The following is a 21,291-nucleotide window of genomic DNA, read 5'->3' as shown; positions in this document are numbered from 1 at the left end:
GTATAGAAGTCTGGTGATGATGGCGGAGGGGATACACGCGTACCCATCCCGAACACGACCGTTAAGCCCTCCAGCGCCGATGGTACTTGGACCGGGAGGTCCTGGGAGAGTAGGACGTTGCCAGGCATGTAAAGGCCAGGTTGGATTACATTTCCAACCTGGCTTTTTTGGTGGATATTACGTTGTTATAAATTTTAGACTATCTATTATGGTAGAATGTATATGTAAGGAGTTGGTTTCCGATGAAAAATGTGCAAATTAACATTTCTATTCCTGAAACATGGAAATCAGAGTTGGAAAATCTGGCACGTATTTATTCTGTTGAAGAAGAAACGACATTAACCTATTTGGACTTGATTCGACGAGCGATTAAAGAAAAATACGAATTAGATTCCGATGAATGATTACAAATCCCCGAACCATTGTCGCTATCTTGTTCAGTATTATTTAGTTTGGTGTCTGAAATTTCGGTTTCAAGTTCTAAAAGGTGATGTCGAAGTTTCATTGAAACAAATTTTTCAACAGATAAACCAATTGCCTAAAGCAGGATAGGTTTTTTTGGATGCTGCCCCACCTGTAACTAAGGAAACATGTCCGGTTGACAGCAACACATGATGGTTGTCCTTACTTGAAACATGGGAGAGAATGGCTTTGCACTGAGAGGGAAGAGCGATGTGGTCCCTTTCAGCAGCGATAACTAAGATATCTGCTGTAATTTTACTTAGATCCACTTTTCTACCACGAATGACCAACTCGCCTGTAGTCAGCAAATTGTGCTGATAAAAATCTTTAATCCATTGACGATAAGCTTCTCCGGGAAAGGGAACTCCATCATTAACCCATTTGTTGATCAGTCTCCAGGAGTGAATGAATTTTTCATCATAGGCCTTTCTGAAATGTTTACCCAAGGACCGATGAAATTGGTGATCGGCTTTAACGTAATTCCCGAAAGAAGTCTCCCTTCTAAACGAAGTGAAAGTGGGAGATGAATTTCGGTTAGGCGCAGCCTAAAGTTGTCTCTTTTTTTGTACTATGATCTAATCGGTCTTAGATAAATGAAAGGCTGTTATATCAATGAAATTAGACAATAATAATCATTCAGTGTTCTTGTTATATTACCATCTTGTTCTGGTTGTAAAATATCGCAGAAAAGTGATTGATGATGCCATATCTGACTATGTAAAAGAAATGTTTGTTCGATTGGGTGAAAATTACAATATTTCCTTGGTAGAATGGAATCACGATATTGACCATGTGCATATTTTGTTCAAAGCACATCCGAATACTGAAATGTCAAAGTTCATCAATGCTTATAAAAGCGCAAGTTCTCGACTTATCAAAAAGCATTTTCCACAAGTGAAAAGAAAACTTTGGAAAGAGTATTTTTGGTCAAGAAGCTATTGCTTACTTACAACGGGCGGTGCGCCCATCGAAGTGATAAAGAAATATATAGAAAATCAAGGTATGAAGTGAGGTGATTCGATATGGCAAGCAAAGCATATAAGTTCCGTCTATACCCAACACAAGAACAAGAGCAACTTCTTGCGAAAACCTTCGGTTGCGTTCGTTTCGTCTACAATAAAATGTTGGCTGAACGAAAGGAAATATATGAGCAGTTCAAGAATGACAAAGAAGCCTTGAAAAAGCAAAAATTCCCGACTCCTGCCAAGTACAAAAAGGAGTTTGCATGGCTCAAAGAAGCCGATAGCCTTGCGTTGGCAAACGCTCAACTGAATTTGCAGAAGGCATACCAAAACTTCTTCTCTGGTCGTGCTGAATTTCCTAAGTTCAAAAGCCGCAAGGCGAGACAGTCCTACACAACCAACGTGGTCAGCGGAAACATTATGCTTTTGGATGGCTATATCAAATTACCGAAACTGAAACTTGTGAAAATCAAGCAACATCGAGACATTCCCCCGCACCATGTCATCAAGTCTTGTACGGTTACCCGAACAAAAACAGGAAAATACTATGTTTCTATTCTCACCGAATATGAACACCAACCCATACCAAAAGAAGTACAATCCGCTGTTGGCTTAGATTTTTCCATGAGCGGCTTATTTGTCGATAGTGAAGAAGGTAAGATAGCCAATTACCCTCGTTTCTATCGCCAAGCCTTGGGAAAATTAGCGAAAGAACAGCGTATTCTATCACGCAGAAAGAAAGGTTCTAATCGTTGGCACAAACAACGTCTGAAAGTAGCGAAGCTACATGAGAAAATTGCAAATCAACGAAAAGACTTTCTACATAAGGAATCGCACAATTTAGCGAAACGATATGACTGCGTGGTTATCGAAGACCTCAACATGAAAGGAATGTCCCAAGCCCTCAATTTCGGCAAAAGTGTTGCTGATAATGCATGGGGCATGTTCACGACATTTCTCCAATACAAGTTAGAGGAGCAGGGGAAAAAGCTTATCAAGATAGAAAAATGGTTTCCATCATCCAAAACTTGTTCATGTTGTGGTCAAGTAAAGGAGTCTCTATCTCTATTCTGATCGTACATTTCGCTGTGATTGTGGTTTTGTGGCAGACCGTGATTGGAATGCTTCTATCAATATCAAGCGTGAAGGATTGCGACTGTTAGCATAATCATAAATAGAGCATGGAACAGGCTCGATAGCTAAGTAAATTTCGTACCGTTAGGTGCGATTACCTTAGAAGCCCTAACCTCTAAGCGTAGCGTAGGTGGCGGGTAGTTCACAAACGTCTGGCTGTAAAAAATAAATAGTTCAATGGGAAAAGGGATGTCGAAAAATATCAAATTTTGGTATGATGAAGCAATAGATGGATAAAGTGTGGAGGATTTGACATGCAGGAATATACTTGGTATTCGTTTTTTTTTACATCTATACCCGAAGAAATTCTAATGGCGGCGATCGCTTACTCCCTATGCTTTAAACATCCACTAAAGGAAATAAAGAAAATTATTTTATACGGGCTGATTCTGGCAGTCATCATCGGCAGTTTAAACTGGTTGAATCCCCCGTTTGTCATTCGTGTGTTGATTCAGTTGCCTATTCTTATGGTAAGTTTTTATTTGCTATTCCGTGTGAGATGGATACTTGTTTTTGCCTCTATTGTATTATCTTATATTATTGTAGGCATAGTAGAAACCATTGTCCTGTTTTCATATATGGTTATTACGGAAACTCAAGCTCAAATCGTTTTACAGTCAACGAGCACCTATTTCCTTATATCCTATATATCCTTTTTCCTGTTGCTGTCTTTAGTATACATATTAAGCAAATTAAACCGCCCCTTATTTAGGATTTCTTCTAAGTACTCTATGAATAAGAAATCGGTGATTTTGTTTGTAATAATTGTTTTTCAAACCTTTCTTTTGGTAACAATTGGGACCATTGTCCTATTGGATATCATTGGAGATAATGGTATTATATTATATATTATTATTGGCATGCTAGTTGTTTTGCAACTGACTTCTTTTGTTTATTTACGTTATATAATCAGGGTCTTTGAGAAGGAAACAGAACTTGATGCACAAAAAGCCTATTTAGACAACATTAATAAACTATTTTCTACCATTCGTTCACAGCGGCATGATTTTATTAATCATGTTCAAGTGATGTACTCTTTTTTGATTCTTCAACAGTACGAGGATTTAAAAGAGTATATGAAAAAAATGATGGGTGAAATCAAGCAACTGAATCGGGTCATCATCAGGGATAATCCGGCATTAAGCGCACTCCTTCAGACCAATTTGGCTTTATATGAAATGGATCAGATTGAATTGAAGATGGAGATCAAGTCAAATCTTAGCGAAATCGAGATTAATTCTATCGATTTAGTTCGCATTTTAGGAAATCTGTTAAACAATGCAAGAGAGGCAGTAATGGAATTGCCGCCTTCTGAAAGAAAAGTTTCCATAGAAATCAAAAGTTTTGAAAATTTCAGCATGATCAAGGTAACTAATTATCGGCCTCTTATTCCGGAAAATATGATAGAAAAGATATTTGAAGGCGGTTTTTCAACGAAAAAGAATCATGACGGCTTGGGTCTTGCGGCGGTTAAACAGTTAGTGAAAAAAAAAAGGGCTATATGGAAGTCATCAGCAATGAAGAAGAGGGAACGGCTTTTTCTGTCATATTTCCTGTTTAGCAAGGAGTGACAAATGATGATAAGAAATTGGTCCAATAAACTAGCCGAAAGTATTTATTCTTCATCGGACAGAGCATATTCTGTTCCGGTGTTGGCCTATGGAATTCAGATTGTTTTATCCTCGCTTATTAAAGCGGCGCTACTTTTATTTATTGCCTGGATAACAAGCACATTTTGGACAACCCTTATTGCGGCTTTCTCCTTTTCTGTTCTCCGCACCTTTTCCGGTGGGGTTCATTGTACCACTTATGGACGATGTTTAGGGACAAGCCTTCTTTTCTTCCCTTTTTTTGGCTGGCTGACAATAGTAAGCTACCCTTGGTACTTAAAAAATGAATTCGTTTTTTTCAGCCTTTTCTTCCTATATTCCCTTAGTGTCATCTGGATTTGGGTTCCTGGGAAATGGGATACCAAACATCTCACTCATTCAGATTGGACCTTTAAGGGAAGAAGTGTCCTCCTGATTTTCATAATATTCAGCATTTTATACATCTTGCCAATCGAATCCTATACAGAAGTTCCTGTGTTGTTGTCTGTCATCATGGGATGGATGTTTCAGCTTTTTACGGTTACTCCTGCTGGTTACAACACGATAGGTGCTATAGATAAAAGGTTTTCCAAAATATTCGAAAGGAGGAACATCCATGCTTAAAGGGTTGGTTGTAAGGGTAAGTACCAGTATTGCTTCCGTAATCGCCTTAATAGCAGCAATGGATGTGGGAACCGCAAGCGCTTGGTTTTTGTATCAGCCAGAAGCACCTGAAGAATTAAGAAAGTCCTGAGGTCTACTTCTAAGAAGTTGAAAACAGAGGAAGAGGTCTAACTGGAGCCCTTCTCAATCCCGTAAAGGAAATGAGAGGGGCTCCCTTATTTTCACCATCGTCCTTGTCCAGAATTGGAATAAATTAGCCCTTGTCTTTCCTTGTCGAATTTGTTAATATAATAAACGTTGTTGATATTTGAGCCATTAGCTCAGTTGGTAGAGCACCTGACTTTTAATCAGGGTGTCGAAGGTTCGAGTCCTTCATGGCTCACCATACATATTCCCAATGGTCTCGGCAGCTTTTATCTGTCGGGGCTGTTTTATTTTCCGAACATTTTTTAGGTAAAAACGAATATTTATATTAATTGTCTATTAAACGTTCGGAAAAAAGGTTGAAATTTTATATTAACCCTGATACACTAGGGATGCAGATATGAGAATATGTAAAAAATATAACTCGTATAAATTTGGGAATATGGCCCGAAAGTCTCTACCCGAAAACCGTAAATTTTCGGACTACGAGGAAAGTGGACCTAGGGTTCCGTGATCAATGGGGTATTAATATTCAATTGATTGAACGGTCCAAGCGGTCCAGGTATGGTCATTTTGGCTATTACTACACCGAAGGGATAAAAACCCAGGCGGGTAGGTTTCTTCAAAAATCTACCCGCCTGGGTTTTCTGTTTCCTTTGTCAAACCGAATGATTTAGGCGGAACAGGAGAACTGACTCCATCGTTCAAATACCCAGATGTTATTGAGGGAACATGCAAGAGGGGGTTTGGTATAAATGAATAAAACATTAGTAGGCGTGATTATGGGAAGTACTTCTGATTGGGAAACCATGAAGGAAACATGCAATACACTGGAAGAATTGCAAATTCCATACGAAAAAAAAGTGGTGTCAGCCCACCGTACTCCTGACATGATGTTTCGATATGCTGAAACCGCAAAAGAACGTGGATTGGAAGTCATCATTGCTGGGGCTGGAGGAGCTGCTCATCTTCCAGGGATGGTTGCTTCGAAAACGGAATTGCCCGTCATTGGTGTCCCTGTTAAATCATCTACCTTAAATGGTTTGGATTCATTGCTCTCCATTGTTCAAATGCCAGGAGGAGTACCAGTGGCTACCGTAGCCATTGGCAAAGCAGGAGCGATCAATGCTGGTCTTTTGGCAGCAGAGATTTTAGGAATTAAGTATCCACATATTCAAGTGAAAGTAAAAGCACGGAGAGAAAAAATAAAACAAAAGGTTTTGGAGGAAAGTGAATTGGCATGAGCGTGGATAAAAAAACAAAAACCATTCTTCCTGGAAGCACCATTGGTATCCTTGGAGGGGGACAATTAGGCAGGATGATGGCCCTTGAAGGGAGAAGGATGGGATACCAATTTATCACACTTGATCCAACTGAAAATTCCCCTTGTGGTCAAGTGGCTGACTATCAATTTGTCGCTTCCTATGACGACGTGGAACAGGCAAAGGAAATGGCTTCACGGTGTGATGTCATTACTTATGAATTTGAAAATGTAAGTTCGTTAGTTGCAGAAGCATTGGGAAAACACTCCTTTGTTCCCCAGGGGAGCCGGCTGCTGTTTTTCACCCAGCATCGAATCAGAGAGAAAGAGGCTCTCATGGAATTAAAGGTTCCCGTTGCACCGTTTCATGTGATTAGAAGCCGCCAAGATCTGTTTGATGGATTAAAGGCAATCGGAACTCCATCTATATTAAAGACGGCAACGGGAGGCTATGATGGGAAAGGACAGATTGTTTTAAAAAAACCGGAAGATGCCGAAAGCGCCTTTCAACTGCTTGTTCAACATGATCGTGAACTCATTTTGGAACAGTTTGTTCCATTTGAAAAAGAAATTTCCGTGATTGTGGCAAGAAGGCAAAGTGGAGAGATGGAATTCTTTCCTGTGGCTGAAAATATACACCGGAACAATATTTTGCATCAATCCCTTGTTCCGGCAAGAATTGGTCAACGAGTCGAAAGTGAAGCGCGAGAGATTGGGAAACGGATTGCTGAGGGATTACAGGTCGTTGGACTAATTGCCGTTGAGATGTTTTTAACCGGAGATGGAAGGATATATGTAAACGAACTGGCTCCAAGGCCTCATAATTCTGGACATTATACCTATGATGCTTGCGTGACTTCTCAATTTGAGCAGCATCTTAGAGCGATTTGCAATTTACCCCTTGGATCAACTCAGCTGTTATCACCTGTGGTAATGGTCAATATTTTAGGTGAACATGTCAATCAGGTTGTTGAGAAAATAGCTGAATTCCCCCCCAATATAAAAATTCATTTATATGGGAAGAAGGGAGCAAAACCTAAAAGAAAGATGGGGCATCTTAATGTTTTAGCAGAGACCACCGAAGTGGCCTTACAAATCATTGACCAATTAAAAATATGGAAGAAAACGGAGGATGTACGATGATTGAACGTTATACCCGACCGGAAATGGGTGCAATCTGGACAGAGGAAAACAAGTTTCAGGCATGGTTAAAGGTGGAGATTCTTGCTTGTGAAGCCTGGTCCAAGCTGGGGCATATTCCAGAAGAAGATGTAAAAAAGCTTTGGGACCATGCTTCCTTTCATATTGATCGAATCTATGAAATCGAGCAGGAAACCCGTCATGATGTTGTTGCCTTCACCAGAGCCGTTTCCGAAACCCTTGGTGAGGAAAAAAAATGGATTCATTATGGCCTTACCTCAACGGATGTCGTGGATACAGCCCTTTCATATTTGTTAAAACAAGCCAATGAAATTCTCTTGAGGGATTTGGAGCGATTTCTTAATGTTTTGAAGAACAAGGCCAAGGAACATAAATATACGGTGATGATGGGAAGAACCCATGGAGTCCATGCTGAACCAACGACCTTTGGACTTAAAATGGCCCTGTGGTATGCAGAAATGGCGAGAAATCTGGAACGCTTTAAACAGGCGGCGGAAGAGGTCAGAGTGGGAAAAATCTCTGGAGCCGTAGGAACCTATGCCAACATTGATCCCTTTATCGAACAGTATGTTTGTGAAAAGTTAGGTTTGAATGCAGCTCCAATTTCAACGCAAACCCTGCAGAGGGACCGCCATGCAAGGTATATGTCCACTTTAGCTCTAATTGCTACATCCATTGAGAAGTTTGCTGTGGAAATCCGTGGTTTACAAAAAAGTGAGACACGGGAAGTGGAGGAAGCCTTCGTTAAAGGGCAAAAGGGATCATCTGCGATGCCTCACAAAAGGAATCCCATCGGTTCAGAAAACATGACGGGATTGGCTCGGGTCATTCGTGGTTACATGCTATCCGCCTATGAAAATGTTCCATTATGGCATGAACGGGATATTTCCCATTCCTCAGTGGAGCGGGTAATACTACCCGATGCTACGATTTTGTTAAATTACATGCTGCATCGTTTTGCCAATATTATAGACAACTTGACTGTATTCCCGGAAAACATGAAACGAAATATGGATCGTACCTTCGGCTTAATTTATTCCCAGCGGGTGCTTTTAAAACTGATTGACAAAGGATTAAGCCGGGAAGATGCTTATGATCTGGTTCAGCCACGGGCGATGCAGGCATGGGAAGAACAGCGTTCATTCAGAGAAATCATCGAGAAAGAATCTGTGATTCCTCAATATTTGTCTAAAGAAGAACTGGATGATTGTTTTAATTATCAATGGCATTTAAAGCATGTAGATACGATATTTGAACGGCTGAATCTTTGATATGAAAATAACATTTTCATATCAATTTGTGACCCTTCGGGTCATGGATGTTTAGTTTCACTTTTATATATAGATGGAATTAAAGAATTCACTAAGGACAGCCTTCGAATTCGTACTTAGTGAAGAGGCTAAAGATCGGGAATTAGCCCTCAAACTGACTCCATCATCGAATTACCCAGATGTTTTTGAGGGCTCCGATTTTTAGTCTTGGAACGGACATTAATCGCTTCTTCGCGAATTCGACTAGCAGACGTGTGAATTTTTAATTCCACATCTATAGAAGTATATCGAAATAATTTGTGAAAGGGATGAGGGGCTCATGGAGAAGTTGGAACTGCTTTATGAGGGGAAAGCGAAGAAAATTTACAAGACAAACGATAGGAATGTCTATTGGGTGGAATATAAGGACGATGCCACTGCCTTTAATGGAGAAAAGAAGGGAACTATTCTCGGCAAGGGTGAGTTAAACAATCGGATTAGTTCCATCTTTTTCAAAATGTTGAGTGAAAAAGGGATAGAGAACCACTATATTCAGTCATTATCCCCCACCGAACAAATAGTCAAAAAGGTAAAGATTCTTCCCCTGGAAGTGGTTGTTCGTAATATTGCTGCCGGTTCTATGGCAAAGCGCCTGGGACTGGAAGAGGGAACAGAAATAAAGCAACCGGTTGTTGAACTATATTATAAAAACGATGCTTTAGGAGATCCCCTTATTAACGAAGACCATGTGGCTGTGTTGGAATTAGCCGAACTGCAGCAATTAAAAAAAATGAAAGAAATGGCTCTTCGGATCAATGATATTTTAAAGCCCTTTCTATTGGATAGAAAAGTGATATTAGTAGATTTTAAATTGGAATTTGGAATAACAGATGAAGGGGAATTGATTTTAGCCGACGAAATTTCCCCGGATACCTGCCGTTTCTGGGATTCCACGACGAATGAAAAATTGGATAAAGATCGTTTTCGCAGAGATTTAGGCGGAGTGGAAAATGCCTATCGGGAAATATTAAAACGCTTGGGAGGGGTAGCGAATGTATAAAGCAATGATTTATATTACTTTAAAACAAAGTGTATTGGATCCTCAAGGGAATGCGGTAAAACATGCTCTTTTTTCCCTCGGATTTGATGAAGTGGATGAGGTAAGAATCGGAAAGTACATGGAAGTTACCCTCGAAGCCGAATCAAGAAAAATGGCTGAAGAACGAGTCAAAGAGATGTGTGAGAAACTACTGGCCAATACGGTGATTGAAGATTACCGCTTTGACCTGATGGAGGGATAATGGATGAAATGCGCAGTCATCGTTTTCCCTGGTTCCAACTGTGATATGGATATGTACAATGCCATTGAAGACTGCATGGATGGGGTGACAGTCAATTATATATGGCATTCCGACTCCGGTTTGGAGGAATACGATGCGATATTCCTTCCCGGCGGATTTTCTTATGGTGACTATTTACGCTCCGGTGCCATTGCCAGATTTGCACCTGTGATGGCCGAAGTGGTGGAAGCTGCCGAAAAGGGTAAGTTGGTGATGGGAGTATGCAATGGATTTCAGATTTTGCTGGAAGCCGGATTACTTCCCGGAGCGATGAGAAGAAATGAGGGGTTAAAATTCTCATGTAAATATACCCCCCTTACGGTGGAGAACAATCATACTCCCTTTACCAACCAATATGAACTGGGGGAGGAAATATCCATACCGATTGCCCATGGTGAAGGAAATTACTACTGTGATGAAGAGACATTAAAAAATTTAAGGGAGAATCGTCAAATTGTTTTTCGTTATCTGCATAATCCGAATGGTTCAATCGATAATATTGCCGGTATTACGAATAAAAAGGGAAACGTGTTGGGGATGATGCCCCACCCGGAAAGGGCGGTTCACACATTACTGGGCTCAGAAGACGGAAAGGGAATGTTTCATTCCATCATCCGCTATTGGAGGGGAGATTAATCGTGAGCATAAAGGAACCAACAGCTAATCAGGTGTTTGAGCACAAATTGTATCGGGATATGGGTTTAAGCGATGAGGAATATAACCGGGTTGTAGAGATCCTAGGGAGAAGACCCAATTATACGGAAACTGGAGTATATAGCGTGATGTGGAGTGAGCACTGCAGCTATAAAAATTCCAAGCCGGTTTTGCGTCGTTTTCCTACGAAAGGGGAAAAGGTTTTACAAGGACCTGGAGAAGGAGCTGGCATCGTAGATATTGGTGATAACCAAGCTGTGGTCTTTAAAATAGAAAGTCACAATCACCCATCAGCCATAGAACCTTATCAGGGGGCTGCTACCGGTGTGGGGGGAATCATCCGCGACGTATTTTCCATGGGTGCTCGCCCCGTCGCCCTATTAAATTCCCTTCGTTTCGGTCACCTGGATAAAGCCAAGGTCAAATATTTGTTTGAACATGTGGTTGAGGGGATTGCTGGATATGGTAACTGTGTCGGAATTCCAACAGTAGGAGGAGAAATTTATTTTGATCCCTGCTATGAAGGAAATCCTTTGGTGAATGCCATGTGTGTCGGCATTATTGACCATGACAAGATTCAAAAAGGAGTGGCCAAAGGAATAGGAAATCCGGTGATTTATGTAGGGGCAAGCACCGGAAGAGATGGTATCCATGGAGCCACTTTTGCTTCTGAAGAATTAAATGAATCCTCTGAAGCCAAGCGTCCTGCCGTTCAGGTGGGAGATCCCTTCATGGAGAAATTATTGTTGGAAGCATGTCTGGAATTGATTGATAAAGGTATGGTATTGGGGATTCAGGATATGGGTGCTGCAGGACTCACTTGCTCCAGTGCTGAAATGGCATGCAAAGCAGGGAACGGAGTGGAGCTAAATCTGGATCTTGTCCCTCAAAGGGAACCGGGAATGACCCCTTACGAAATCATGCTCTCCGAATCCCAGGAAAGAATGTTAATTGTAGTGGAAAGGGGCAAGGAAGAAGAAGTTGCCCAACTGTTTAAAAAGTGGGGGCTGTTGTCTGCTGTGGTGGGGAAGGTAACCGATGACGGACGACTCCGGCTTCTCCATAAAGGGGAAGTGGTGGCGGATATGCCGGTGAACAGTCTGGTGGATGGTGCACCGGTTTATTATAAACCCTCTCAAACTCCTCAATATTATCAGGAATTTGCAAATATAGATGTTCTAGCTGCGATTTCCGAACCCAAATCATATGAAGAAATATTAAAAAATATATTAGGAAGTCCCACCATTGCCAGCAAAAAATGGGTTTATCATCAATATGACCATATGGTAAGAACCAGCACTGCCGTTTGTCCCGGTTCAGATGCAGCGGTAATTACCATTCGCGGAACAAGGAAGGCATTGGCGATGGTTACGGATTGTAATGCACGCTATGTTTATCTTGATCCGGAAACCGGCGGTGCCATTGCCGTGGCCGAAGCAGCTAGAAATATCGTTTGTTCTGGAGGAGAACCCTTGGCTGTAACAGACTGTTTAAACTTTGGCAATCCCGAGAAACCAGATATCTTTTGGCAATTTGAAAAGGCCGTTGATGGCATGAGCAAGGCATGTTCCTATTTGAACACTCCGGTTATCGGCGGAAATGTAAGCTTCTATAACGAGACAAAGGGAGAAGCGGTATATCCAACTCCTGTGGTAGGGATGGTTGGGCTCATCCGGGATGTGAATCATATTACCACTCAATCCTTTAAGCAGGAAGGAGATTTGGTTTTCCTTCTAGGGGAAACAAGGGAGGAACTCGGCGGCAGCGAATATCAGAAACTGATCAACGGAAACATTAGCGGCCGTCCTCCAGTCTTGGATTTGCAAAAGGAAAAAAATCTGCAGCAGATGGTGTTGGAGGGGATTCGCATGGGCTTGGTACAAAGTGCCCATGATATTGCAGAAGGGGGATTAGCCGTTTCCTTGGCAGAGTCCTGCTTTGAAAAAAATCTCGGGGCAGAGCTTCATTTAAATACTTCCCTGCGCCCCGATATCGCCCTCTTCAGCGAATCACAGTCCCGCATTCTCATCAGCACTAGTAAAGAAAACAAAGAGGAAATCACCCGTTTGGCTCAAACATTTGGAGTTCCGATTGAAGGAGAAGGAACTATCGGTGGAAATACAGTTAAAATTAAGGTAAATCAGGAGACGGTAATTGATTCTTCGCTTTCAGACCTGAAGGCGCTCTGGGAGGATGCCATTCCATGCATGATGACATGATCTGGGATAAATTAAACGAAGAATGTGGGGTATTTGGGGTGTTTAACCACCCTGAAGCCCCTCACCTTACGTACTACGGTCTTCACGCTCTACAGCATCGGGGCCAGGAGAGTGCCGGAATTGTCGCTTCCAATGGGGAGTCCTTTACCTCCCACCGGGGGATGGGTTTGGTAACAGAGGCTTTTTCAAGGGGGGAGCTGGAGCGGATTTATGGCAATATGGCCATCGGTCATGTGCGATACACAACAGCAGGCGAAAGCAAACTGGAAAATGCCCAACCCCTCATTTTTAAGTACAGTCAAGGCCAATTGGCATTGGCCCATAATGGAAACCTGGTGAATGCCAATCAGGTTAAGCACCAGTTGGAAAGACAAGGATCCATATTTCAAACCACCAGTGACACGGAAGTGATTGCCCATTTAATTGCCCGTTCCGGTTATGAAAAGATTGAAGATTCCGTAAGGGAGTCCCTACGGATGATTAAAGGAGCCTATGCTCTCTTGATCATGACGGACAATAAATTAATCGTCGCATTAGATCCCAATGGGTTAAGGCCGTTATCCCTTGGGAGGATTGGGGACGGTTATGTCGTTTCTTCAGAAACCTGTGCTTTTGATACTATCGGTGCAGCCTATGAAAGGGAGATTGAGCCGGGAGAGATGCTGGTGATCGATAAAAATGGCCTTCATTCAGAAAGAATTTCCGGACAAACTTCTCGAACGATCTGTACCTTTGAATATATTTATTTTGCCCGTCCGGACAGTGATATAGACGGAATTAACGTTCATCAAGCGAGAAAACAGTTGGGCAGAAAATTGGCTGAAGAGGCGCCTGTAGCAGCGGATTTGGTTACGGGGGTGCCTGATTCAAGTGTTTCTGCAGCCATAGGATATGCCGAGGCCATGGGGATTCCATATGAATTGGGTCTGATCAAGAATCGCTATGTTGGAAGAACCTTTATTCAGCCCAGCCAGGAAATGAGGGCCAGAGGAGTTCGGATGAAGCTGAGTGCCGTAAAAAAAGTGGTGGAAGGAAAACGAGTGGTCATGATTGATGATTCTATCGTTCGCGGAACCACGAGCAAACATATTATCCATCTTCTTCGGGAAGCAGGGGCTACAGAGGTCCATGTGCGAATTAGTTCACCTCCAGTGAAAAATCCATGTTTTTATGGAATTGATACGTCTACAAGGGAAGAGTTGGTTGCATCCAAAAAAAGTGTGGAAGAAATCAGACAGTTAATTGGAGCGGATTCCCTGTCATTTCTCAGCATTGAAGGCATGATTGAGGCTATTGGTCGTCCAAATGGGCACCCCAATCGTGGTCACTGTTTGGCATGTTTTAATGGCTCTTACCCGACAGAGATCTACGAAGATACCCAAAAACCATACCAAAAATGTTAATGGAGGAACGGTACCATGAGTGAAGCCTACAAACAGGCTGGAGTCAATATTGACGCTGGCAATGAAGCGGTAAATCGGATGAAAAAGCATGTGAAGGCTACTTTTCGCCCGGAAGTTCTGACGGAAATCGGAGGATTTGGTGCCCTTTTTTCCTTAGATACAAAAAAATACAAGGAGCCAATACTTGTTTCTGGAACTGACGGTGTTGGAACCAAGCTAAAGATCGCCTTTGCTATGAACCGGCATGATACCATCGGAATTGATGCAGTGGCCATGTGCGTCAATGATATCGTTGTTCAGGGGGCTGAACCCTTATTCTTTTTGGACTATTTAGCTTGTGATCAGGTAATCCCCGAAAAAATTGAAGAGATTGTAAAGGGGATTTCTGATGGCTGCAAACAGGCGGGCTGTGCTTTAATCGGTGGTGAAACAGCGGAAATGCCGGGGATCTATGGGGAAGGGGAATACGATATTGCTGGATTTGTTGTCGGTGTTGTCGAAAAGGAAAAAATGGTGGATGGGCGCACAATTGCACCAGGAGATGCGTTAATTGGGTTGTCATCAAGTGGAATCCACAGCAATGGGTACTCCTTGGTCAGAAAAGTATTAATACAAGATCAAGGGCTTACACTCCAACAGAAAATTCCTCAATTAGAAAAAACTTTGGGAGAAGAACTGTTAACCCCAACCCGGATCTATGTAAAAACTATTTTGTCCCTTCTTCAGCGATTTAATATAAAAGGAATGGCTCATATTACCGGAGGCGGTTTTATCGAAAATATTCCAAGGATTCTCCCGGATGGGGCTGCCGTAGAAATTGATTACGGTTCATGGCCCGTTCCTGCTATATTTCAGTTGATTGAAGAGTATGGCAATATAGATAAAAAGGAGATGTTCCGAACATTTAACATGGGAATTGGAATGGTTCTGGTTATCCCCAACGGGCAAGTAATGCCCGTCATGAATTTCCTATCCGAACAAAATGAGAGAGCTTATTATATCGGTCGAGTCATTGAAGGGAAAAAAGGGGTAAGGTTTGGAGGGATTACCCTGTGAAATTTGCTGTCTTTGCCTCTGGGAGCGGGAGTAATTTTCAGGCGATTGCAGATGCCATCAAAAGTGGGCTATTACCCGGTCAATTGAAATTACTAATTTGTGACAGGCCGGGTGCCTTTGTTTTGGAAAGGGCGAATCAAGCTGGGATACCCTCCTTGCTTGTTGATCCCAAATCATATGAAACAAAAGCTGAATATGAGCAGTTTATTTTATCTCATCTTCGCAAGAGAGATATTCAATTTGTTGTCTTGGCAGGATATATGCGCCTGATTGGCGATACGCTTCTTAAAGAATTTGAAGGAAGAATGATTAATATCCATCCATCCCTACTTCCTTCATTTGCTGGTAAAGATGCCATTGGTCAGGCCCTTCAATATGGAGTAAAAGTAACCGGAGTAACCGTCCATTTTGTGGATCAAGGCATGGATACAGGTCCGATTATTGCCCAAGTCCCCATCTTCATAGAAGAAAATGAAACCAGGGAAAGCCTAACGGAAAAGATTCACAAAACCGAACACCAGCTTCTAATTAAAGTGATTGGTTGGCTTATTCAAGGTCGCATTCGGTTAAATGGCCGATTGGTAAAAATTATGGATGATGAAGAGCTAAAGGAGGCTTTCAAATGAAAAGAGCACTGATCAGTGTTTCAGATAAAAAGGGAATCGTTCCTTTTGCCAAGGAGTTAGTAAATCTTGGATATGAGATTATTTCCACCGGCGGAACCTATAAGCTGCTTCAGAGTGAAGGCATTCAGGTAACCGGGATTCATGAGGTAACAGGATTTCCAGAGATTCTTGATGGTCGCGTCAAAACTCTCCATCCCAATATTCATAGCGGTTTGTTGGCCATGTTGGATAAAGAAGAGCATCGTAAGCAATTGAAGGAATTGAATATTCAGCCAATCGATTTGGTGGTTGTTAATTTGTATCCATTTAAAGAGACCATCCAAAAATCTGATGTCACCTTTGATGAGGCGATAGAAAACATCGATATCGGCGGACCAACTATGCTTCGCTCTGCTGCCAAAAACCATCGCTTTGTTACGGTAGTTGTTGACTCTAACGATTATGAACGTATCATTACACAGCTAAAGGAAAAGGGTCAAATTGATGAGATGACCAGGCGTAAATTAGCAGCCAAAGTATTTAGGCACACCGCTTCTTACGATGCGATGATTGCCGGATATTTGAATGAACAATTAGACGTAAAATTTCCTAACACACTAACAATTACCTTTGAGAAAGTACAGGATTTAAGATATGGGGAAAATCCTCATCAGCAAGCGGCTTTTTACAGAGAAGCATTGCTGCAGAAAGGGAATATTTCCTCTGCTCAGAAGCTCCACGGGAAAGAACTCTCCTATAACAATATCAATGACGCGGATGCAGCCATCCAGATTGTGAAGGAATTTACTGAGCCAGCCGTGGTTGCCATTAAACATACCAATCCTTGCGGAGTAGGTGTCGGAAACACGATTTTTGAAGCTTATCGCAAAGCGTATGAATCAGATCCGATTTCCATCTTTGGCGGAATTGTTGCTGCAAACCGCCCCATTGATGGAGATACAGCCATGCAGTTAAAAGAAATCTTTTTGGAAATCATTATGGCTCCGTCATTTACAGAGGAAGCCTTAAATATTTTAACCACCAAGAAAAATCTCCGTTTGTTAGCCCTTGGGGACCAACTGCAGCAGGGAGCATCCCCATCCCTTCGCTACCATAGCGTCGGTGGGGGACTTTTGGTTCAGGAAGAAGATGTGAAGGAAATCGATGAAGAAAATCTGACCTGTGTCACGGAAAGGAAGCCGACGCCAGAAGAGTTAAAGCAGCTTCTCTTTGCCTGGAAAGTGGTAAAGCATGTGAAATCAAACGCCATCGTTTTGGCAAAGAATGATCAAACCATTGGAGTGGGGGCAGGGCAAATGAACCGAGTGGGCTCGGCACGGATCGCTATTGAGCAGGCTGGAGAAAAAGCAAAAGGTTCAGTGATGGCTTCCGATGCCTTTTTCCCAATGCCGGATACAGTGGAAGAGGCAGGCAAGGCGGGAATTACCGCTATTATTCAACCCGGGGGATCCATTAAAGATGAAGATTCCATCAAAGAGGCAAATAAACATGGAATTGCCATGATTTTTACCGGTCAAAGGCATTTTAAACACTAGAACGGAACTAAAGAATTTTCATGGACATCGAGTCGAGTTCGAAGGAGAAGAAATCAAATCCACTTCGATACTTAAGAACGGAGCCCTCAAAAACATCTGGATAACTCAAAGATGGAGTCAGTTTGAGGTCTAAGAATGAAGTCAAAGGCTGTCCTTAGTATATTCATTAGTTCCCTCAATTAGTTGAGTTTGTAATGTTCTGGTAGAGAAGTTCATGATACAAATACTGTTAGAGGAGGGAAACAATTGAAAATTTTAGTGATCGGCCAGGGTGGAAGGGAACATGCTTTGGTATGGAAATTAGCCCAAAGTCCTAAAGTTAAAACAATTTTTTGTGCACCTGGTAACGGCGGGATTGCCCAAATGGCAACGTGTGTGTCCATTTCCGAAGAGGATTTTTCCGGTTTAGCCCAATTCGTGAAGGATGAGGGAATTGATCTAACAGTGGTTGGTCCGGAAAACCCCTTGTTAAATGGAATCGTCAATTTTTTCGAATCAAGGGGTTTGGCCATTTATGGTCCTTCCCAACAGGCCGCCCTTATTGAAGGGAGTAAGGAATTTGCCAAAGATTTAATGAAAAAATATGGTATACCCACGGCTGAGTATGAATCATTTAACAATTATGAATTAGCACTTTCCTATGTAAGAGAAAAAGGAGCCCCCATTGTGGTGAAGGCTGATGGCTTGGCAGCGGGAAAGGGGGTAGTGGTGGCCCATTCTCTGCAAGAGGCGGAAGAGGCAATCATTTCTATGATGAAAGATGGCATTTTTGGCGATGCCGGGTCTAAGGTTGTTATCGAAGAATATCTTGAAGGAGAAGAGATGACCCTTTTGTCCTTTGTTGATGGTGAAATCGTAAGGCCGATGGTTCCCTCTCAGGATCATAAGCCTGTTTTTGACGGGGATAAAGGGCCGAATACTGGAGGAATGGGTGCCTATTCTCCTGTTCCTCATATCGATGAATCTTTAATCGAAGAAATCGTTGAGAACATCGTCAAACCTACCGCGAAGGCCATGGTATTAGAGAACAGGCCCTTTCGGGGAATTCTATATACGGGATTGATGATGACGAAGAACGGACCGAAAGTGATTGAATATAACGCTCGTTTTGGAGACCCTGAAACTCAGGTGATACTGCCGCGACTGGAAAGTGACTTGTTGGATATTATCATTGCTCATCTGCAAGGTGAATTGGCATCTGTAGAAATTAAATGGAAGGAAGATGCAGCCGTATGCGTGATTATGGCTTCCGGAGGATATCCAGGAAAGTATGGGAAGGGAAAAGTGATCGATGGATTAAATGAAGTATCACCAGATATCTTGATTTTCCATGCTGGAACCAAGTTAGACCTTGGGAAACTGGTGACCAGTGGAGGAAGGGTGCTGGGAGTGACGGCGTTGGGCTCTTCTATACAAGGAGCCAAAGAGAAGGTTTATGAGGAAATTTGTAAAGTCACCTTTGAAGGTGTCCATTACCGCAAAGATATTGCCAATAAGGCTTTTAAATATCAATAGAGATTTAAAATAATCAGACCGTTCTAGGATGATAGAATTCCGAGGATGGTCTTATTTTTTTAAACTGTCCGTCGTAAATTTTTTCGCTCCATCTATATACAATGAAAGGGATTAAACCTATGATGGAGAAATGAAATAAACAGGAGAAGATGGCATAGCAAGAGAATAATCGAGTGAGAATCTGTGATAAATGACAAGAAAAATCTGAAAAGAGGGATGACGATGAAACAGCCTATTCAACCGATTACCAGGGAAGAAAGAAGAAATCTTATCGATACCGCTTGGTTTAAAAAGGCGGCAACGAAGGTGATTATGGGCGGGACCGTTTTAAATGTTTATTCTAGAGAGTGGGAAGAGGTCACGATTGCTTTGTCAGGAAATAGAATCGCCTATATAGGGAAAAAGACTCCACTTACCGATGAACATACGGAATTCATTGATGCTTCAGGAAAATACTTGGTTCCTGGATATATTGAACCCCACGCCCATCCTTTTCAATGGTATAATCCCTTTACCTTGGCCCAATTTGCCCTGGAGCATGGAACCGCAACCATGTTGTATGATAATATGTCCTTTTTCATTCACTGGCCGATAGAAAAAATGCTTCAGTTCATGGATCTTACTTCAAGTTTGCCTGTGCATATTTTTTGGTGGGCCAGATTCGATCCGCAAACTCAAATCAGTAATTATAACACGCGATTTAATCATGAAAGAATGAAAAAGATGATTAATCATCCCGCAGTGATTCAGGGAGGAGAATTGACCGGCTGGAGACAGTACTTCAACGAGGAGATCGGTGATCTATCATGGATCGAGTGGATACAATCATTGGGAAAACGGTTAGAGGGACATACTCCGGGAGCATCTGTGGAAACGTTAAATGTAGCGTCTGCTGCAGGAGTGACAGCAGACCATGAGGCAATTAATGGGGAGGAATTGGAACGAAGGATACGTTTAGGATTATATACAACCTTGAGATATAGTTCGATACGCCCTGATTTGCCGCGGCTTGTTGAAGAATGGATATCCATGGGACATCCTTGGTCGGAACGGATGATGATGACTACGGATGGTTCAACACCGCCATTCTTAAGGGAAGGTTTTGTCGATGAGATGGTTCGTGTGGCCATTCAGCATGGAATGGATCCTGTTGAGGCTTACAGAATGGTAACCATTAATCCTGCTGTTTATTATCGTTTGGATGAACATGTTGGCGGAATTGCTCCCGGACGTTTGGCAGACATTAATTTTCTTGCGGATCCGTTGGACCCGACTCCCGCCATGGTGATGGTTGAAGGAATGATTTTGGCTCGTGACGGGAAAGTCATCACTCCCTTTGCACAACCGGAATGGGAAGAATGGGGGGTCCTATTAAAGAAGCCAGATTGGGAGGCAAAGCCGGAATGGTTTCATGTGATATCAGAGGAAGAAGAAATTCCGGTCATACAACTGGTGAATGCAGTGATTACAGCAAAAAAGATAGTAGCTTTTCCTAAAAAAGAGGGACGAATTGATATCCCCCCAGGTGGAGCATATCAATATGCCGCATTAATAGACAGAGAGGGAGAATGGGTAACCACTGGGGTTATCGGAGGCTTTGCCAAGGGACTTGAAGCTTTGGCTACTACATATTCCGGCTCTTCAGATATTATTGCTATAGGTGACCATCCTAAATCCATGGCAGAAGCAGTGAATCAAGTAATGGCTATGGGAGGGGGTTTAGTCGTCATCGAGAATGGAACCCCTCTATTTCAGTTGCATCTTCCTCTTGCCGGTTTTATGAGTTGTATGGATTTGAGTGAGTTAATCACGTCTTCACAAAATTTTGTAAAAATCATGGTGGATAAAGGGTATTTGTTTCAGGATCCAATTTATTCTTTATTGTTTCTTTCCTCTACACACCTACCCTCCATCAGATTAACTCCTAAGGGCATATATGCCATGAAAGAAGGGATCATTTGGCCATCTAGAAAAGATATTACAAAATAAGCATCAATAAATGTTAGGAAATATAACATATAGTGCTTGATTGATTTTAAAAAAGGATATATAATAAATCCATGTAAAGTTAAATAACACAACCAAAGAAATATTGCAAATAAATACAATTATATCCTTGCAAATTTTATATGTAAAATAAATTTATTGAAATAATTTATTGGTTTAAAGTATTAAAATAATCTGTGATTAGTGATAGTACATTGTAAATCTACTATAAATGTAACATTTTCTAGAATTAATATTTGAAAAAAATTTTGTTTCGCAAAACTAATTATTGTTTATACTATTTTAAATTTTATAAAAAAAATATTGCCATTCTATATAACGATTCGGTATAATCAAGTAGGCACGAGTG

The 21,291-nt window shown here is 41.8% G+C and carries 18 protein-coding genes, 1 tRNA gene, 1 rRNA gene, 2 pseudogenes and 1 riboswitch; of the genes and pseudogenes, 21 read left to right on the top strand and 1 reads right to left on the bottom strand.

Going from position 1 to position 21,291, the window contains the following annotated elements:
• The first annotated feature begins 9 nt into the window (after positions 1 to 9).
• Both rrf and L1765_RS11065 read left to right on the top strand, forming a co-directional pair.
• Positions 10 to 126, top strand: a 5S ribosomal RNA gene (gene rrf, locus L1765_RS11070).
• A 116-nt stretch (positions 127 to 242) separates the two neighbouring features.
• Positions 243 to 404 carry a hypothetical protein gene (locus tag L1765_RS11065; protein ID WP_236407289.1) on the top strand — a complete coding sequence of 54 codons (162 nt, stop codon included), beginning with the start codon at positions 243 to 245 and terminating at the stop codon, positions 402 to 404.
• A 114-nt stretch (positions 405 to 518) separates the two neighbouring features.
• On the opposite strand, the pseudogene L1765_RS11060 reads toward L1765_RS11065, so the two are convergent.
• Positions 519 to 937: pseudogene (locus tag L1765_RS11060) on the bottom strand (class III poly(R)-hydroxyalkanoic acid synthase subunit PhaC); the annotation flags it as partial.
• 137 nt (positions 938 to 1,074) lie between these two features.
• On the opposite strand from L1765_RS11060, the gene tnpA reads away from it, so the two are divergent.
• The 19 genes and pseudogenes from tnpA to L1765_RS10965 all read left to right on the top strand — a co-directional run bounded on the left by tnpA (position 1,075) and on the right by L1765_RS10965 (position 20,924).
• The gene (gene tnpA / locus L1765_RS11055) at positions 1,075 to 1,473 is read left to right on the top strand and encodes an IS200/IS605 family transposase (RefSeq protein WP_236407287.1); all 399 of its coding nucleotides are present in this window, start codon (positions 1,075 to 1,077) and stop codon (positions 1,471 to 1,473) included.
• Between the two features lie 11 nt (positions 1,474 to 1,484).
• Positions 1,485 to 2,592, top strand: a pseudogene (locus L1765_RS11050) (RNA-guided endonuclease TnpB family protein).
• A 220-nt stretch (positions 2,593 to 2,812) separates the two neighbouring features.
• A complete protein-coding gene (locus L1765_RS11045) occupies positions 2,813 to 4,129 on the top strand; it encodes a sensor histidine kinase (RefSeq protein WP_236407285.1) in 1,317 nt (438 codons plus the stop codon).
• 6 nt (positions 4,130 to 4,135) lie between these two features.
• Positions 4,136 to 4,771 carry an accessory gene regulator ArgB-like protein gene (locus tag L1765_RS11040; RefSeq protein WP_236407283.1) on the top strand — a complete coding sequence of 212 codons (636 nt, stop codon included), beginning with the start codon at positions 4,136 to 4,138 and terminating at the stop codon, positions 4,769 to 4,771.
• The gene (locus L1765_RS11035; protein ID WP_236407280.1) at positions 4,764 to 4,901 is read left to right on the top strand and encodes a cyclic lactone autoinducer peptide; all 138 of its coding nucleotides are present in this window, start codon (positions 4,764 to 4,766) and stop codon (positions 4,899 to 4,901) included. Before L1765_RS11040 ends, L1765_RS11035 begins: the two co-directional genes overlap by 8 nt.
• A 179-nt stretch (positions 4,902 to 5,080) precedes the next feature.
• Positions 5,081 to 5,156, top strand: a tRNA-Lys gene (locus tag L1765_RS11030).
• A 163-nt stretch (positions 5,157 to 5,319) separates the two neighbouring features.
• Positions 5,320 to 5,421: riboswitch (purine riboswitch) on the top strand.
• 249 nt (positions 5,422 to 5,670) lie between these two features.
• A complete protein-coding gene (gene purE, locus L1765_RS11025) occupies positions 5,671 to 6,159 on the top strand; it encodes a 5-(carboxyamino)imidazole ribonucleotide mutase (RefSeq protein WP_236407277.1) in 489 nt (162 codons plus the stop codon).
• Positions 6,156 to 7,319, top strand: a complete 1,164-nt coding sequence (gene purK, locus L1765_RS11020; RefSeq protein WP_236407275.1) for a 5-(carboxyamino)imidazole ribonucleotide synthase — start codon at positions 6,156 to 6,158, stop codon at positions 7,317 to 7,319. Before purE ends, purK begins: the two co-directional genes overlap by 4 nt.
• Positions 7,316 to 8,608 carry an adenylosuccinate lyase gene (gene purB / locus L1765_RS11015; protein WP_236407272.1) on the top strand — a complete coding sequence of 431 codons (1,293 nt, stop codon included), beginning with the start codon at positions 7,316 to 7,318 and terminating at the stop codon, positions 8,606 to 8,608. Before purK ends, purB begins: the two co-directional genes overlap by 4 nt.
• Positions 8,609 to 8,927: 319 nt before the next feature.
• A complete protein-coding gene (purC, locus tag L1765_RS11010; protein ID WP_236407271.1) occupies positions 8,928 to 9,647 on the top strand; it encodes a phosphoribosylaminoimidazolesuccinocarboxamide synthase in 720 nt (239 codons plus the stop codon).
• On the top strand, positions 9,640 to 9,888 hold the full coding sequence (gene purS / locus L1765_RS11005; protein WP_236407269.1) for a phosphoribosylformylglycinamidine synthase subunit PurS: 249 nt from the start codon (positions 9,640 to 9,642) through the stop codon (positions 9,886 to 9,888). The genes purC and purS overlap by 8 nt, the downstream gene beginning before the upstream one ends.
• Positions 9,889 to 9,891: 3 nt before the next feature.
• On the top strand, positions 9,892 to 10,563 hold the full coding sequence (purQ, locus tag L1765_RS11000; protein ID WP_236407267.1) for a phosphoribosylformylglycinamidine synthase subunit PurQ: 672 nt from the start codon (positions 9,892 to 9,894) through the stop codon (positions 10,561 to 10,563).
• A gap of 2 nt (positions 10,564 to 10,565) precedes the next feature.
• Positions 10,566 to 12,800, top strand: a complete 2,235-nt coding sequence (gene purL / locus L1765_RS10995) for a phosphoribosylformylglycinamidine synthase subunit PurL (RefSeq protein ID WP_329610010.1) — start codon at positions 10,566 to 10,568, stop codon at positions 12,798 to 12,800.
• Positions 12,785 to 14,203, top strand: a complete 1,419-nt coding sequence (gene purF / locus L1765_RS10990) for an amidophosphoribosyltransferase (RefSeq protein WP_407942255.1) — start codon at positions 12,785 to 12,787, stop codon at positions 14,201 to 14,203. Before purL ends, purF begins: the two co-directional genes overlap by 16 nt.
• Positions 14,204 to 14,218: 15 nt before the next feature.
• The gene (gene purM, locus L1765_RS10985; protein ID WP_236407264.1) at positions 14,219 to 15,259 is read left to right on the top strand and encodes a phosphoribosylformylglycinamidine cyclo-ligase; all 1,041 of its coding nucleotides are present in this window, start codon (positions 14,219 to 14,221) and stop codon (positions 15,257 to 15,259) included.
• Complete coding sequence (purN, locus tag L1765_RS10980) at positions 15,256 to 15,885, top strand: phosphoribosylglycinamide formyltransferase (protein ID WP_236407262.1); 630 nt, start codon at positions 15,256 to 15,258, stop codon at positions 15,883 to 15,885. Before purM ends, purN begins: the two co-directional genes overlap by 4 nt.
• Entirely contained in the window at positions 15,882 to 17,420 is a 1,539-nt protein-coding gene (gene purH / locus L1765_RS10975) for a bifunctional phosphoribosylaminoimidazolecarboxamide formyltransferase/IMP cyclohydrolase (RefSeq protein WP_236407259.1), read from the top strand. Before purN ends, purH begins: the two co-directional genes overlap by 4 nt.
• A 246-nt stretch (positions 17,421 to 17,666) precedes the next feature.
• A complete protein-coding gene (gene purD / locus L1765_RS10970; protein ID WP_236407256.1) occupies positions 17,667 to 18,935 on the top strand; it encodes a phosphoribosylamine--glycine ligase in 1,269 nt (422 codons plus the stop codon).
• Positions 18,936 to 19,157: 222 nt separating this feature from the next.
• Entirely contained in the window at positions 19,158 to 20,924 is a 1,767-nt protein-coding gene (locus L1765_RS10965; protein ID WP_236407253.1) for an adenine deaminase C-terminal domain-containing protein, read from the top strand.
• The last annotated feature ends 367 nt before the right edge of the window (positions 20,925 to 21,291 follow it).

The organism is Microaerobacter geothermalis, assembly GCF_021608135.1.
In the GTDB taxonomy this organism is placed as follows: Bacteria; Bacillota; Bacilli; order DSM-22679; family DSM-22679; genus Microaerobacter; species Microaerobacter geothermalis.
The sequence above is the reverse complement of the archived record's forward strand: the minus strand, read 5'-3'. Positions and strand labels throughout refer to the sequence as shown.

What these genes read in the sequence shown, in the direction of transcription:
- purE (WP_236407277.1), top strand. Translation starts at nt 5,671, where the DNA reads ATGAATAAAACATTAGTAGGCGTGATTATGGGAAGTACTTCTGATTGG.
- purC (WP_236407271.1), top strand. Translation starts at nt 8,928, where the DNA reads ATGGAGAAGTTGGAACTGCTTTATGAGGGGAAAGCGAAGAAAATTTAC.
- L1765_RS11035 (WP_236407280.1), top strand. Translation starts at nt 4,764, where the DNA reads ATGCTTAAAGGGTTGGTTGTAAGGGTAAGTACCAGTATTGCTTCCGTA.
- purB (WP_236407272.1), top strand. Translation starts at nt 7,316, where the DNA reads ATGATTGAACGTTATACCCGACCGGAAATGGGTGCAATCTGGACAGAG.
- purM (WP_236407264.1), top strand. Translation starts at nt 14,219, where the DNA reads ATGAGTGAAGCCTACAAACAGGCTGGAGTCAATATTGACGCTGGCAAT.
- L1765_RS11065 (WP_236407289.1), top strand. Translation starts at nt 243, where the DNA reads ATGAAAAATGTGCAAATTAACATTTCTATTCCTGAAACATGGAAATCA.
- purF (WP_407942255.1), top strand. Translation starts at nt 12,785, where the DNA reads ATGCATGATGACATGATCTGGGATAAATTAAACGAAGAATGTGGGGTA.
- purS (WP_236407269.1), top strand. Translation starts at nt 9,640, where the DNA reads ATGTATAAAGCAATGATTTATATTACTTTAAAACAAAGTGTATTGGAT.
- L1765_RS11040 (WP_236407283.1), top strand. Translation starts at nt 4,136, where the DNA reads ATGATAAGAAATTGGTCCAATAAACTAGCCGAAAGTATTTATTCTTCA.
- tnpA (WP_236407287.1), top strand. Translation starts at nt 1,075, where the DNA reads ATGAAATTAGACAATAATAATCATTCAGTGTTCTTGTTATATTACCAT.
- L1765_RS10965 (WP_236407253.1), top strand. Translation starts at nt 19,158, where the DNA reads ATGAAACAGCCTATTCAACCGATTACCAGGGAAGAAAGAAGAAATCTT.
- purQ (WP_236407267.1), top strand. Translation starts at nt 9,892, where the DNA reads ATGAAATGCGCAGTCATCGTTTTCCCTGGTTCCAACTGTGATATGGAT.
- L1765_RS11045 (WP_236407285.1), top strand. Translation starts at nt 2,813, where the DNA reads ATGCAGGAATATACTTGGTATTCGTTTTTTTTTACATCTATACCCGAA.
- purH (WP_236407259.1), top strand. Translation starts at nt 15,882, where the DNA reads ATGAAAAGAGCACTGATCAGTGTTTCAGATAAAAAGGGAATCGTTCCT.
- purK (WP_236407275.1), top strand. Translation starts at nt 6,156, where the DNA reads ATGAGCGTGGATAAAAAAACAAAAACCATTCTTCCTGGAAGCACCATT.